Origin of the sequence: Azonexus fungiphilus, from assembly GCF_003634965.1 — a bacterium.
Classification (GTDB): domain Bacteria; phylum Pseudomonadota; class Gammaproteobacteria; order Burkholderiales; family Rhodocyclaceae; genus Azonexus; species Azonexus fungiphilus.
In genome coordinates this window covers 103,110-116,465 of the sequence record NZ_RBXP01000019.1, presented here as the reverse complement: position 1 = coordinate 116,465, position 13,356 = coordinate 103,110, and the positions used below count along the sequence as shown (strand labels likewise).

Below are 13,356 nucleotides of genomic sequence, written 5' to 3'. Positions count from 1 at the left end.
ACGTTGCGTGCCAGGTCGGCTGACAGATTTCAACCGATTGATTTTCAAATGAAAAACGAAGTTGACCCGGCGCGACCCGGGATGGGCTTTCCCGACAAAGACCCTGCCTTGTGTAGGGGTGACGACAAAGGCGAAGGCACGCTCGGCCAGGCAACGCTGCCGCGCAGCGCCCGGCTCCCGATCAATCGCTGCAACCTGCCGGCGGTCGTCCTCGGCAGCCTGACCTACCAGCGCCATCCGTCACCGCTGCTCCTCGACGGCGTCGCCGAACTGCATCGCGACCTGTTCCGCCGCCTCGAGGCGGCCGATGCGGCGGCACGCAGCGAGGTCTTCCGCGATTACCTGACGGTGCATTTCCAGCTCGAATGGCCCGAGGAAATGGGCTACACCGGCGACCGCAAGGGGCGCGCCCGGGCCAACTATGCGCGGATGATCCGTGGCTGGAGTTTCGATGCCGACAGCCGCGAGGGTGCGGTTCTCAAGGGCTGGGTCGAATCGCGCTTCGGCCTGCTGCCGCGCTGGCATGGCGAGCCGCTGCGCGATCCGGCCGGCGACGCCTGGCTGCGTTACATGGAGATGCGTGCCCAGGGCCTCTACGGCACCAGCGCCCTGGAAGCGCAGCTCGACCTGGTCTATACCTACTGCCAGTACGAACTTGCCCGGCGCCACCCGGGCCGCCGCCACGTCACGCTGTATCGCGGGGTGAACCGCGTGGCCGACCATGAAATCCTGGAGAGCGGGCCCGGCCGGCGCCACATCATCCTGCTCAACAACCTCAACTCCTTCACCTGCAGCCGCGACCGCGCCTGCGAGTTCGGCGACTACATTCTTGCGGTCGACATGCCCCTGACCAAGATTTTCTTCTACTGCGGCCTGCTGGCCGGGGTGCTCCAGGGCGAGGACGAATTCCTGGCGATCGGCGGTGCGGTCGAGGTCACCCTGACCACGCTCTGAACCGGCTCAGTCCTTGCCAGCCTGGAGGGTCGGGTGGGCGGCGATCAGCGCATCAAGGCGGGCCAGTGCCTCGGCGTAGGCGAACGCCTCGATGTCGTGGTCGAGCGGGTCGGCAGCGCTGCCGGCAACTGCGTGGAGGCGGGCTTTCAGCTGGCGATGGCGATCCTGGGCGTGGATGTCGTCGCTGGCCAGCAGCTGGCGCAATTTAGCAAGGTCGGTGGCGAGCAGGCCGGTGTCGACGGACATGACGAGGTCGGCGGGGCCGCCCGGATTGTCCTCGGCGATGGCGAATGCGCTGCGGAAGGCGGCATCGTCGGCGGCCAGCTGGCCGGTCAGCGCCAGGATTTCGTCCACAGGCCGCTGCTCGGCGACGGCCCGCTCGATTCGCGCCGCGACCTCGGCAATCCCGGTCAGGCCGAGCGTTGCCGCGGCGCCCTTGAGTGTGTGCGCAAGGTGGCGGGCGCCATCGGGGTCGGTCGGGTAGCGCTGGGCGATACGCCCGGCGTCGTCGCCATGGCCGGTGGCGAAGTGGCCAAGCAGGCGTTTCAGTTTTTCGACCTGACCGAGGGTCGACCGTAGACCGAGCTGGATGTCGAAGCCGGGCAAGCCGGCCAGGCCGTCGGCATCGATCGTCGCCGGGACGGGGGCGGCCGTTGCCGGCACCTGCCGCTGGCCGGTCAGCCAGCGCAGGAGCGCGGCGTGGAGCACGGCCGGTTCGACCGGTTTGGCGATGTGGTCGTTCATGCCGGCGGCGCGACTCGATTCGCGATCCTCGTCGAAGGCATTGGCGGTCATCGCCAGGATCGGTGTTGCCGTGTGGCCGGGCAGGGCGCGGATGCGGCGGGCAGCCTCGAGGCCGTCCATGTTCGGCATCTGCACGTCGAGCAGGATCAGTTCGTAGGGGGTTTCGGCGGCCATGGCCAGCGCTTCGCAGCCGTCGTCGGCGACATCGACCTGCAGGTCGACCAGGCGCAGCATGTCGATCGCCACTTCCTGGTTGAGCAGGTTGTCCTCGGCGAGCAGCACGCGCCGACCGCCGAGCAGGCGGCGCATCTGCGCCAAGTCGTCGGTCGCTGCCGGCAGCGCGAAAGACGTCGGTGCCGGCTCCCGGGCTCGACCGAGCGCCGCCAGCAGGCTCGACGGCGTCACCGGCTTGGCGATGAAGCCGGCAAAGCCGAGTTGTTCGAGTTCCCTGCGCGGCGCCCCGAGCGTGCCGCTGACCAGGAAGGTGGTCGGCCGCTGCTGCAGCGGCAGCGCCTGCAGCCGGCGGGCGATCTCGAGGCCGTCCATTTCCGGCATCTGCCAGTCGAGCAGGAGCAGTCCGACCGGTTCGCCGGCAGTGTCGGCAGCGGCGATGCGGGCCAGCGCCTCGCTGCCGTGCGCCAGGCATTCGGTACGGATGCCGAGTTCGCCGAGCACGGCGGCGAGCGAGTTGCGGGCGTCTTCGACGTCGTCCACGACCAGCGCCCGCGTTCCCGGTGGCAGGACGCGCTGGCTGTCGCGTCGGCCGGAGCCGACCACCCGGCCGAACGGCACCTCGATCCAGAAGGTGCTGCCCCGGCCGGGTTCGCTGACGACGCCGACGCGGCCGCCCATCAACTCGACCAACCGGCGGGTGATCGCCAGGCCGAGGCCGGTGCCGCCGTAGCGTCGGGTGGTCGAGGCATCGGCCTGCTCGAAGGCGACGAAAAGCCGGGCCTGCTGCTCGGCATTGATGCCGATCCCGGTATCCTGGACCTCGAAGCGCACCATCAGGTCGTTCGGTCCGTCGGCAACCACACTGCCGCGGATGACGACGCTGCCGTGGTCGGTGAACTTGACGGCGTTGCTGATGAAGTTGATCAGTACCTGGGCCAGGCGCAGGCCGTCGCCATGCAATACCGGCGGCAGCGCCGAAATGTCGGCGACCAGTTCGAGGCCCTTGGCCTGGGCCTTGTCGGCGACCAGGGCGCAGGCGTTGGCGACGATCCGGTCGGTCTCGAAGTCGGTTGGCTCGAGCGACATCTTGCCCGCCTCGATCTTCGAGAAATCGAGGATGTCGTTGATGATCCCGAGCAGGTGATTGGCGGCACCGATGACCTTGTCCAGCTGCTGGACGTGGCGAGGGTCGCCGATCTCGCGGCGGATCAGGTGGGTGAGGCCGATGATGGCGTTCATCGGCGTCCGGATCTCGTGGCTCATGTTGGCCAGGAAGGCGCTCTTCGAGCGGCTGGCGCTCTGTGCCGCGTCGCGGGCGGCGGCCAGCTCGAGGGTGCGTTCGCCGACCAGCTCCTCGAGGTGGTTGCGGTAGCGCTCGAGGTCGCGTTCGACCTGCTTGCGCTCGGTGATGTCGCTCCACACGATCGCCGCCAGTACCGTGTCGTCGCGGTGGATCGGCTTGACCGACAGCCAGAAGTTGCGGATCGAGCCGTCCTTGCAGCGATAGCGTTTCTCGAAGGTGCTGGCGCCCTGGTCGAGGATGTTGCGGATGTTTTCCGGGATGGCGGCGCGCGCGTCGGCGTCGGCCTGGATCGCCGCCATGTCGAGCCGGGCGAATTCCTCGCGGCTGTAGCCGAGATGGCGGCAGGCGGCATCGTTGAACTCGACGAAGCGCAGGCTGTTCAGGTCGATCAGCAGGATGCCGTGCTCGGCCTGGCCGATGATCGTCGAGAACAGTTCCTCGCGGCGTTGCAGCGCTTCGGTCGCTGCCTTCACCGAACTGATGTCCTGGACCATGCCGATCGCGCGCAGCGGCTGGCCGTCGCTGGTCCGCTCGATTTCGGCACGCTGGCGCAGCCATTTGCCGGCGCTCCGGTGCTCGACGTCGAAGACGCCGTCCTGGCAGGCCGCCAGCCAGCTGTCGCGGACGGCGTCGCGATCGCGCGGGTCGACGCAGGCAAACAGCTGGTCGGCCGCCAGCGGGCTGGCGCTGGCCAGTCCGAGGATGTCGGCGGCCTCTTTGGAGGCGTGCAGGCGGTGGTCGGCGAAATCGATCGTCCAGCTGCCGATCTGGGCGATCGACTGGGTCCGCTGCAAGGCCTGGCGGCTGGTTCTCAGCTCTGCCTCGGCCAGGTGCTCGGCGGTGATGTCACGGCCGACGCCGAGGACGCCGTAGAGCCTGCCCTGCTCGTCGCGGACGGCAATCTTGTGGATCGTCTGCAACTCGCGGTGGCCGTCCGGGAAATGCCGCCATTCCTGGTGCACCACCGGCTGCCCGGCCTCGGCGGCGCGCCGGTCGGCGGCCCGGTAGCCGGCCGCTGCGTCGGCCGGGAACAGCTCGAGGTCGCTGCGGCCGATGATTTCGCTGGCCGGTTTGCCGATGAAGCTTTCGAAGCGGGGGTTGCAGCGCCGGTAGCAACCGTTGGCATCCTTGAACCAGATCAGGTCAGGGAGGCTGTCGAGAAGCAATGTCAGTTGCTGTTGCTCCTGGCGCAGCTTGCGTTCGGCGCGTTCGCGGCCGAGCAGGCTGTCGCCGAAGGCCAGCGTCGCGTCCGCCAGGTCCTTGAGGAAGAAGCCCTTGACCTGGTGCAGCTCGGCCTGTTCCTTGTCGTCGAGGGCGTGGTGCTGGCCGAGGCGGGTCAGGGCGCCGGAAACGATCGCCAGGTAGCGCGCCGTCGTCCACACCAGCGCCAGCCAGAAGGCGACCATCGCCAGAAACAGCAGCCACGAGGTCCGTGCTGCCTTGTCGAGATTGCCGTGCAGGCGCCGGTCGCCGTCTTCCATCCGCGCCAGCGCTGCGCGCGACAGGCTCGACGACAGGTCGTGCATCTGCGTCGCGAAATTCATGTAATGCACGAAGGCGTTCTCGACGTGGTCGACGGCGACGCGCGGATCGATCGCGACGATGTCGGTGGTCGATACCGCCTGCTGGCGATATTCACGGAAGGCAGCCTGGCCGCGGGCAAAGGCCGGCGCCAGTTCCGGGTGGGGCGTGTCGGCGCGGAGGTTGGCGAGATGCCTTTCGAGTTCGGCCAGGCCGTCGACAACGCGGGTGTGGATGCGATAGGCCGCGGCCTGGTCGATGCTGCCGGCACGGGCGCCGCGCAGGGTTTCGACGAGCAGGTTCTGGATGCGCTGCATGTCGAGGACCAGGTGGTTGGCCGCCGCCTGGCGGCGCAGGTCTTCGGTCTGGGCTGCGGTCAGCTGGCGGTTGTCCTGCTCGTGTTCCTTGAGTACCTGCCAGCCGAACAGGAAGGCCGTCGCGATGGCCAGCACCACCGGCAGGAAGAACAGCAGCAGGAACTGCAGACGGCGCATCGGCATGGTGGTCAGCGGAGCAACTCGGGCCACAGCCGCGGCGGAATGCTGGCGACGTATTCGTAGCCCTTGCTGCCGCGCTGGGCAAAGACGACGACGGTGCCTTCGGGTTTGACGAAGAAGCCGATCAGGTCGGCGAGGTTGGGGGCATGGGCGACCAGCACGCGATTGCGGCCGGCGCCGACCGGCTCGCGCAGGATCGCCGCCAGGGCGGCGAGGCGGGGTTTCTTTTCATCGCTGGTCATGTTCGCCGAGTACATCAGCGGTTCGCTGAGCGAGAACTTGTCGCCGAACAGCAGCGCCGCCGAATCGCGGGTCCGGCACATCGGGCTGACCAGGATCTCGCCGACCGGGATGCGCGCCGCCCGCAAGCGCTGGCCGACCTCGCGCATCAGCGCCCGGCCCTCGTCCGAGAGCAGGCGCTGGCTGGCGCAGTCGTTCGGGTCGAGATCGGGAAAGCGGTCGGCGCGGCTGTTGTCGGTGTAGCCGTGGCGGATGTACAGGACGTGGCCGCCGGCGCGCAACTGCTCGAGCGTTTCCCGGGTGGCCAGGCGTTCGCTGAACACCGGCGGGGCTTCATCGGCGGCGGCCAGGGCGGTATTGGCCAGGAGCAGGCAGGCGGCGAGCAGGCGGCGGCAGGAGGCGAGGGTCATGGGTGGTTTTCCGGGGCGTCCGAGTACTGGTTGGCAATCGCGGTGAAGGCGTCGATGTGCGTCAGGAAGCAGTCGACGATGCGCGGGTCGAAGTGCGCGCCGCGGCCGGCGCGGATGATCCCGATCGTTTCCTCGAGCGGGAAGGCTTCCTTGTAGTGGCGCTTCGAGATCAGCGCGTCGAAGACGTCGGCGAGGGCCATCAAGCGCGCCGACAGCGGAATCGCATCGCCGCTCAGGCCCTGCGGATAGCCGCTGCCGTCCCATTTTTCATGGTGACCGCCGGCGATTTCGCGGGCCGTCTCGAGGAAGTCCAGCGAGTAGCGTTCGTCCTCGTCCGGCCGGTTCTCGCGGCGATCGGCGAGGACCCGGGCGATCGCTTCGTCGAGCGCCGCGGCGCCGATGCAGGCGTGCGTCTTCATGATCGTGAATTCCTCCGGCGTCAGCCGCCCCGGCTTGAGCAGGATGCTGTCCGGAATGCCGACCTTGCCGATGTCGTGCAGCGGCGCCGCCTTGGCGATCAGCTTGCGCCGGAGCGGGGTCAGTTCCTCGGCGAAATCGGCCTGTCCGGCGAGGTCGTTCATCAGCACCTCGATGTAGCCGCGGGTGCGCAGCAGGTGGTTGCCGGTCTCGTTGTCGCGCTTTTCGGCGAGCGTCGCCAGCGCGTGCATGCTGACGTCCTTGATCAGTTCGACTTCGCGGGTGCGCTGGGCGACACGGGCTTCGAGCAGCTCGTTGTGGCGGGCCAGGCGGTCGCGGTTGGCCTTGAGTTCGAGGTGGGTGCGCAGGCGGGCGAGCAGGATCGCCGGATTGATCGGCTTGGTCACGTAATCGACCGCGCCCAACTGCAGGCCGATCGCTTCGTCGCTGGCGGCGTCCATCGCGGTGACGAAGATCACCGGGATGTCGCACAGTGCAGGGTCGGCACGCAGCCGCTCGAGCGTCTGGTAGCCGTCCATGCCGGGCATCATGATGTCGAGCAGGATCAGTTCCGGGCGCGGGTCACTGGCGGCGACACGCAGCGCCCGCTCGCCGGAATTGGCGATGCGCACGCGATAGTCGCTTTCAAGTATGCCGCCGACCACGGCCAGGTTGTCGGGCGTGTCGTCCACGACCAGGATTGTCGGGCGTTGCATTTCCGTCATTGGGCCAACCTTTCCTCCGCACGCAATTGCGAACTGATGTTTTTGTTAATTATCGGCCAAATATTTTGTTTTTGCCATGTTGTTCGTATGCCCCTGGCTTGTTCCTGCATCCTAATCCCGGCCGTGCCATGTTTCCAAGCGGAAATCGTCGGCACCTGCCTTGTCGCAAAACCGACAGGCGGTCGCGACCGCCGCCGGGACTTGCCCTGCCGGCGGGGGGCGGGGGATGGGCCTGGATTTTGCATTGTCACGGTCGACCCCAACTCCAGAGCAAAAATGATGACTCCCGAACTGCGTGCAAAACTGCTGGCCGGCCTCAAGGATGGCAGCATCGTTCCCTATCTCGGACCGGGCGTGCTCGCCGATGTCCGCAGCGTCGCCAGCGGCGCGCCGATCCCCGCCGACAGCGATTCGCTGATCATCGCGATGAACGACGGCAAGCCGATGGCGCCCAAGCTGATGTACGAATTCCCGCGGGCGGCGATGAACGTCGAACTCAAGCGCGGGCGCAGTACCGTCACCCGCTTCCTCAACCGCACCTACGGCGAGACGCAGTGGACGCGCGGTGCGGTGCACGACTGGCTGCAGGCGATCCGTCCCGGCTACGTGATCGACATCAACCGCGACACCCAGTTGCAGGATTCGTACGCCGGCGTGCCGCACACGCTGGTCGTCGGTATCGCCCGCATCGGCGGCACCGATTTCCGCTACAAGCTCTACGCCTGGGACGGCAGCGCCTACGCGCGGGTCGAGCACATCGACACGACGCAGCCGATCCTGTTCAAGCCGATGGGCACGCCGCGGCCGGAAGCGGTGTATATCGCCTCGGACGCCGACTACGTCGATTTCATCACCGAGCTGATGGGCGGCTTCTCGATTCCGCCGGAGGTCAAGGAACTGCGCAAGGGCAAGCAGTACCTGCTGATGGGCATGCGCCTGAACCGCGACACCGAGCGCATGGTCATGGCCGACATCATCTGGTCGTCGGCGCAGCCGGCCGGCTGGGTGTTCATCCCGGCGCCGACCGAGAAGGAAAAGCGCTACTGCCGCAAGATCGGGCTCGAGATCATCGACGGCGACGTCTTCGACTTCATCGGCGCCGACGTCGCCGCCTGATTCAGCCGGCCAGTCGCCGGTCGATGCCGGCGACGACCTCGGCGAAATCGGCGGCCGGCACCGGCCGGCTGAGGTGGTAGCCCTGGGCGTAGTGGCAGCCCATCGCCTCGAGCATCTGCAGCTGGGCGGCGCTTTCGACACCCTCCGCGACGACGCGCAGGCGCAGGCTGCGCGCCATCGCGACGATCGCTTCGACCAGCGAGTGATCGCTGCTCTCGGCCTGCATGTCCTGGACGAAGCTGCGGTCGATCTTGAGCGTGTCGAGCGGGAAGCGCTTGAGGTAGGAGAGCGAGGAATAGCCGGTACCGAAATCGTCGAGGTAGAGGCGCACGCCGAGCTGCTGGACGGCCAGCAGCCAGGCCCGGGCGACGCCGATGTCGCCGAGCAGGATGCCCTCGGTGATTTCCAGCGCCAGGCGCTCGGGGGCGATGCCGTGGCGGGCGATGGCCGCGGCCACCGCCTGCGGTGGCAGGCCGTCCGGAATCTGCCGGCCGGAAACGTTGATCGACAGGTAGTGCGGGCACCCCGCCGCCTGCCATTCGGCGAGCTGGCGGCAGGCGCTGTCGAGCACCCACAGCCCGATCTCGTTGATCAGTCCGCTCTGCTCGACGACCGGGATGAACTGATCGGGCGGGACCAGCCCGCGTTCCGGGTGGTGCCAGCGGATCAGCGCCTCGGCGCCGGCGATGCGGTGGCGCGCCAGATCGGCGATCGGCTGATAGTAGAGCGAGAACTGCCGCTGGGCGACCGCCTGGCGCAGGTCGTTCTCGAGGTGCCGGCGCTGCTCGGCGGTTTCGGCCAGGGTCGCGTCGAAGAAGGCGGCCTGGTTGCCTCCGGCCAGCTTGGCCTTGTCGCAGGCCAGTTCGGCGTTGCGCAGCAGGCTCGGGGCGTCGCCGCCGTCGCTCGGGAACAGCGTGATGCCGATGCTGGCGGTGAGCTGGATCGGCGAGCCGTCGACCAGGTAGGGCTGGCGCAGGCTGTTCATGATCCGTTCGATGACCTTGTCGATATGTCCGTCGTCGTCGAGATCCTGGAGGAGGACGGCGAAGACGTCGGCCGACAGGCGGGCGAGGGTGTCCTCGCTCTTGACGGTGGCGCCGAGGCGGCCGGCGATTGCGCGCAGGATTTCGTCGCCGGCGGTGACGCCGACGCCTTCGGTGATCAGCCGGAATTTGTCGAGGTCGATGTGCAGCAGCGTGAAGCCGCGACCCGGCTGCAGGTGGTGCTGGCGGATCCGCTGGCCAAGCTGTTGCTCGAGGCTGGCCCGATTGGCCAGGCCGGTCAGCGGATCGCTCAGGGCCTGGCGGCGGGCGGCGGCCTCGGCCTCCTTGAGCGCCGATACATCGTGGGCGACGCCCTGCAGGATGTCGCTGCCGACCGGGCTGAGCACCAGCTTGAGCCAGAAGCGCGGGCGGCCAGGCGGCTGCAGCCGGGCGTCGATGCTGACCGGCTGGCGGTTGGTGAAAGCGGCTTCGATCAGGCCGGCGATCTCCTCGGGCGCGGCCCACGGCAGTTCGCTCAGGCGCCGCGCTGCGTCGCCGCTGATGCCGAGCAGGCGGGCGAAGGCCGGATTCCACGACGTCAGCCGGCCGGCGCGGTCGACGATGAAGATGCCGCTTTCGGCGTTATCGAAGATCGCGTGGTATCGACGCTCGTCCATCTCGCCCTGCAGGCGTAGCGCCTGCTCTTTCTCGAGCGCCTGGACCAGGCTGCCGGCAAGTGCGTTGACGTCGTCGACGAGGTTGCCGATTTCGGTCCTGGCGTGGCCGGGCGGTTTCTGCAGGCGGTCGCCGGCGGTCGGGTCCATGGCGTGCAGGTTGCGCGACATGGCGCTGATCGGATGGATGACGAAGGCCAGCAGCGTGACCACGATGGCCCCGGCGATCAGCGCCAGCTGCCAGGCCAGTTGCAGGGCCTGGCCGATGATGTCGTCGCGGATCCGGCGCTCGATGACCTCGGGGTCGGGGGTCAGGCGGATGCGGCCGATGACGTCGCCTTCGATGAACGGCGAGTTGATGCTGCGCACCAGGCTGCCGGCCACGTCGGTGCTGCCGCGGTTGCCCGGGCGCTGGATGTCGGCGAGGATGAAGCTGCCTTCGTGGATGGTCACGCGCAGGATCTCGGTATTGCTGAGCAGGCCGAGCGCGACTTCGCGGGCGAGCTGGACGTCCTTGACGAAGCAGGCGACGCGCAGCGTGCTTTCGACGGTGTCTAGCAGTTGCTCGAGGTGCACCCGCGACTGGGTCTCGGCCTGGATGCGGGCCGCGTGCGCGGTGTAGGCGATGGTCGCCACGCCGACCAGAATGAAGGCCAGGATGGTGACCACGATCGAGCGCAGCAGGATGCCGTCGCGCAACAGTCGGCGTCTCATGGTCGGCTCACGGCGGGAATTCGAAGACGATGCGCAGGCGGGCATCGACCTGGCGGCGCTCGACGTAGGCGATGGCACCCGGCTGGCTGAGCAACTGGCGCAGGACTTCGCCGTCGCTGTTGGTCTGTCGCGGCGGCGTTGCCTTGCCGGAGAAGTGCAGGCGGCTCCAGTAGGCGTTGATGCTGGCGACGTCCTTGTTCACCAGTTGCTGGTAGAAGGCGGCGCGCAGCGGGCTGTTCGCCGGCTGGTCGATCGGTGCCGCCGGCAGCCCGGAGGGCAGGGTACGGAAGCGGCCGAGGAAGATGTTGGTGACGTCCTCCTGGCTCAGGCGCTCGATCCGCTGCTGGGCGCTGACCACGACCACCAGCGGCTCGCCGGCGGCGGTGCCGGCGAGACTGCCGAGCAGCAGCAGGGGGAGCAGGCGCGTCGGCGTGGTCATGGCGGCTCAGAAGATGAAATCCAGCGCCAGGCTGAATACGTTGAGCCGGCCGTCCCAGCCGGGTTGCGCATCGCGCATCGGGAAGCGCGAGTCGCGGTTGCCGTGCACCATGTCGAGCTGGGCCTTGAGTGCCATGTCGCGCTGGAAATCCCAGCGCGTGCCGAGGGTTACCGTCGCCTGGTCGGCGTGGGTGGCGGCGATGAAGCCGCGCACTGCCTCGGCCATCGGCGCCGGCAGCGGCGTCCGCAGCCGGGCCGGGTCGGAATGCGTGCGGGCATAGCCGACGAAGGGCGTGAACTGGCCGATGCGGTAGCCGGCGACGACGTAGGCGGCGCGGGTGTCTTCGTACACCGCCGAGTCGTAGCGGATGCTGCTCAGCTGCGCCTGGACCTGCAGCCGGCCTTCGTCGTAAACGACCCCGAGCGAGTCGTAGATGGCGTGACGGCCGGTGATCGACAGTTCCGGCGCGGCGGCGAGCAGGTCGAAGGGAATCCCGGCCTGGGTGGCGGCGGCGTTGACCGGCTGCTGGTGCTTGAAGCGGATCAGCGAGCGGCTGATCCGGAACTGCCAGGGGCCGCTCAGGTAGTCGAGGTAGCCGCCGGCCATGCGCGAGCCGCTGAGGTCCCAGGTGAAGGGTTTGACGAAGGGTGTCTTCTCCGCGGCGCGGCCGGCGAAGACCTTGGCCCGCAGCAGGCCGCGGCCGGTGTCGCCGGTCAGGCTGGCGTCGATGCCGTCGAAATAGGAGACGACGATCGGTCCGAAGTAGTCGGGCGACGGGCGCAACGTCAGGTTGGCGTAGCCGACGTTGCGCGAGTCGGCCTGCATGAAGAATTCGGTGCCCATGCGCCCGACGCGGACCGTGAAGTCCGGCCGGAAATCGTGGCGGATGAAGGCCCAGGTCAGTTCCGGGCGCCAGCTGCCGTCGTAGCGGTAGCGGGTGACGCCCTGGAGTACCGCCTCGGTATTGTCGCCGAGTGCCAGGTTGGCCTGCAGGCCGAGCAGGCTGTCGAGCTTGCCGCTCCAGTGGCGGCCGAGGCCGTCCGGCTGCGACAGGTCGCGGACGAATTCGGCGCGTTCGTCGTTGCTGCGGGCGACGCCGAGCGTGCCGAAGCCGCGGATCGCGAGGCCGTTCCAGAAGCTGTCGCCGGTGCTCGTCTCGGCCGTTGCCGCGGTCGGCACGACGAGACAGGCAAGCAGGCAGGAGAGCCGGAGGGCGTGGGTCATGGCGGCGCGGCGGGCAAGGCAGGCGTGATGATTGGTGAAATGGATTATGCGCTTTGTCTAGCGTCTTTGTCGCTGTCGGAATGTCGACAATTTTCCCCGGATTTGACGGTCGACCCTCGTAAACAGGCGATTTCCAGCGCGGCAAGGAAATTGCTAATCCCGGATACCAGGACAATTTCAACTCAGGGAAGGAAAAAACACATGTTGCTCGATCGCTACGAACCGCTCTTCTTCAACGCCAATTTCAAGGAAGTCGCCAGCGGCAGCATCGCCGCCTATCGCGGCGAACTGGTCGTCACCGAAGGCGAGATCGCCGACGACCAGGGCCGCCGCAAACCGCCGGTCGAAGTCATGAAGCAGGCCATCGCGCTGGCCGACGGCGACAAGCTGCTGTTCATCTCCGGCTCGCTCGACGAGTTCCAGTACTACCACGGCTTCATCGACAAGTTCGGTGCCGACATCACCGCCGAGACGCTGGTCATCCTCTTCGTCGTCAACATCGACAATCCCTTCATCGCCGATGTGAACGGCGCCAGGGCCGTATTCATTCCCCTGGTCCAGGGCATGACCTGGAACGAACTGGGCGACCTGGCGGCGCTCGACAAGAGCGATTTCAAGGGTCAGGGCGCGGCCGAGAAGGTGGTCACGATGTACAACGCGCTCAAGGGCAACAAGTACAAGTTCGCCGAATCGACGGTCGAGCTGGAACTGACCCGCACCAACAACAACAAGCGCGTGAACCACGGCGCCGTCTGATGCCCTGGGACGAGCGCTTCACGCTCGGGGTGGCGGCCATGGACGCCACCCACGGCGAATTCGTCGCCCTTGTGGACGCCCTGGCAGTCGCCGACGACGCGGCTTTCCCGGGGCTGTTCGCCGAACTGGTCGAGCACAGCCGCCGCCATTTCGAGCACGAGGGCCGGCTGATGAAGGCCTGCCGCTTCCCGGCGATCGGCGAGCACCACGGCGAGCATCTGCGCGTGCTCGGCGAACTCGCCCATTTCGGCCGCGCCGTCGCCGCCGGCCGGCTCAGGCTGGCACGCGACTACGTGCGCGGCCTGCCGGAATGGTTTGTGACGCATGCAGCGACCATGGACGCGGCGCTGGCGGCTCGCCTGAAGGCCACCGGCCAGTCCTGAAAAAAGGCTTTTGTCACCTGGGGAAATGCCGGGGGGATGCGGCTTTTGCGTGGTAGACTCGCGAAAAAAAGCAACTCTTACA

At 67.7% G+C, this 13,356-nt stretch carries 10 protein-coding genes; 4 read left to right on the top strand and 6 right to left on the bottom strand.

What is annotated here, in order from left to right:
• The first annotated feature begins 48 nt into the window (after positions 1-48).
• Positions 49-954, top strand: coding sequence for an NAD(+)--dinitrogen-reductase ADP-D-ribosyltransferase (locus DFR40_RS15415; protein WP_121459391.1), 906 nt, complete (start codon positions 49-51; stop codon positions 952-954).
• Between the two features lie 6 nt (positions 955-960).
• Here the strand turns inward: DFR40_RS15415 and DFR40_RS15410 are convergent, their stop codons facing one another.
• The 3 genes from DFR40_RS15410 to DFR40_RS15400 are packed head-to-tail and all read right to left on the bottom strand — an operon-like array spanning position 961 to position 6,976.
• Complete coding sequence (locus DFR40_RS15410) at positions 961-5,196, bottom strand: response regulator (RefSeq protein ID WP_121459390.1); 4,236 nt, start codon at positions 5,194-5,196, stop codon at positions 961-963.
• 5 nt (positions 5,197-5,201) lie between these two features.
• Positions 5,202-5,843: a histidine phosphatase family protein gene (locus DFR40_RS15405; protein WP_121459389.1), complete on the bottom strand. Its 642-nt coding sequence runs from the start codon at positions 5,841-5,843 to the stop codon at positions 5,202-5,204.
• On the bottom strand, positions 5,840-6,976 hold the full coding sequence (locus DFR40_RS15400) for a response regulator (protein WP_211329816.1): 1,137 nt from the start codon (positions 6,974-6,976) through the stop codon (positions 5,840-5,842). The genes DFR40_RS15405 and DFR40_RS15400 overlap by 4 nt, the downstream gene beginning before the upstream one ends.
• 285 nt (positions 6,977-7,261) lie before the next feature.
• Here DFR40_RS15400 and DFR40_RS15395 point away from each other — a divergent pair, with 285 nt between their 5' ends.
• On the top strand, positions 7,262-8,101 hold the full coding sequence (locus tag DFR40_RS15395; protein WP_245985705.1) for an SIR2 family protein: 840 nt from the start codon (positions 7,262-7,264) through the stop codon (positions 8,099-8,101).
• Position 8,102: 1 nt separating this feature from the next.
• Here the strand turns inward: DFR40_RS15395 and DFR40_RS15390 are convergent, their stop codons facing one another.
• From DFR40_RS15390 to DFR40_RS15380, 3 genes are read right to left on the bottom strand one after another with little or no spacing between them, the layout of a single operon-like run.
• Positions 8,103-10,472, bottom strand: coding sequence for a putative bifunctional diguanylate cyclase/phosphodiesterase (locus DFR40_RS15390; RefSeq protein ID WP_170160246.1), 2,370 nt, complete (start codon positions 10,470-10,472; stop codon positions 8,103-8,105).
• 7 nt (positions 10,473-10,479) lie between these two features.
• Positions 10,480-10,911 (bottom strand): type 2 periplasmic-binding domain-containing protein, encoded by a 432-nt coding sequence (locus DFR40_RS15385; RefSeq protein WP_121459386.1) that lies wholly within the window; start codon positions 10,909-10,911, stop codon positions 10,480-10,482.
• 6 nt (positions 10,912-10,917) lie between these two features.
• Positions 10,918-12,135, bottom strand: a complete 1,218-nt coding sequence (locus tag DFR40_RS15380) for a porin (protein ID WP_121459385.1) — start codon at positions 12,133-12,135, stop codon at positions 10,918-10,920.
• A 201-nt stretch (positions 12,136-12,336) separates the two neighbouring features.
• Here DFR40_RS15380 and DFR40_RS15375 point away from each other — a divergent pair, with 201 nt between their 5' ends.
• Together DFR40_RS15375 and DFR40_RS15370 are read left to right on the top strand one after the other, a co-directional pair.
• A complete protein-coding gene (locus DFR40_RS15375) occupies positions 12,337-12,891 on the top strand; it encodes a hypothetical protein (RefSeq protein WP_121459384.1) in 555 nt (184 codons plus the stop codon).
• Complete coding sequence (locus DFR40_RS15370) at positions 12,891-13,274, top strand: bacteriohemerythrin (protein ID WP_121459383.1); 384 nt, start codon at positions 12,891-12,893, stop codon at positions 13,272-13,274. The genes DFR40_RS15375 and DFR40_RS15370 overlap by 1 nt, the downstream gene beginning before the upstream one ends.
• The last annotated feature ends 82 nt before the right edge of the window (positions 13,275-13,356 follow it).

What these genes read in the sequence shown, in the direction of transcription:
- DFR40_RS15400 (WP_211329816.1), bottom strand. Translation starts at nt 6,976, where the DNA reads ATGCAACGCCCGACAATCCTGGTCGTGGACGACACGCCCGACAACCTG.
- DFR40_RS15395 (WP_245985705.1), top strand. Translation starts at nt 7,262, where the DNA reads ATGATGACTCCCGAACTGCGTGCAAAACTGCTGGCCGGCCTCAAGGAT.
- DFR40_RS15415 (WP_121459391.1), top strand. Translation starts at nt 49, where the DNA reads ATGAAAAACGAAGTTGACCCGGCGCGACCCGGGATGGGCTTTCCCGAC.
- DFR40_RS15380 (WP_121459385.1), bottom strand. Translation starts at nt 12,135, where the DNA reads ATGACCCACGCCCTCCGGCTCTCCTGCCTGCTTGCCTGTCTCGTCGTG.
- DFR40_RS15385 (WP_121459386.1), bottom strand. Translation starts at nt 10,911, where the DNA reads ATGACCACGCCGACGCGCCTGCTCCCCCTGCTGCTGCTCGGCAGTCTC.
- DFR40_RS15370 (WP_121459383.1), top strand. Translation starts at nt 12,891, where the DNA reads ATGCCCTGGGACGAGCGCTTCACGCTCGGGGTGGCGGCCATGGACGCC.
- DFR40_RS15375 (WP_121459384.1), top strand. Translation starts at nt 12,337, where the DNA reads ATGTTGCTCGATCGCTACGAACCGCTCTTCTTCAACGCCAATTTCAAG.
- DFR40_RS15405 (WP_121459389.1), bottom strand. Translation starts at nt 5,843, where the DNA reads ATGACCCTCGCCTCCTGCCGCCGCCTGCTCGCCGCCTGCCTGCTCCTG.
- DFR40_RS15410 (WP_121459390.1), bottom strand. Translation starts at nt 5,196, where the DNA reads ATGCCGATGCGCCGTCTGCAGTTCCTGCTGCTGTTCTTCCTGCCGGTG.
- DFR40_RS15390 (WP_170160246.1), bottom strand. Translation starts at nt 10,472, where the DNA reads ATGAGACGCCGACTGTTGCGCGACGGCATCCTGCTGCGCTCGATCGTG.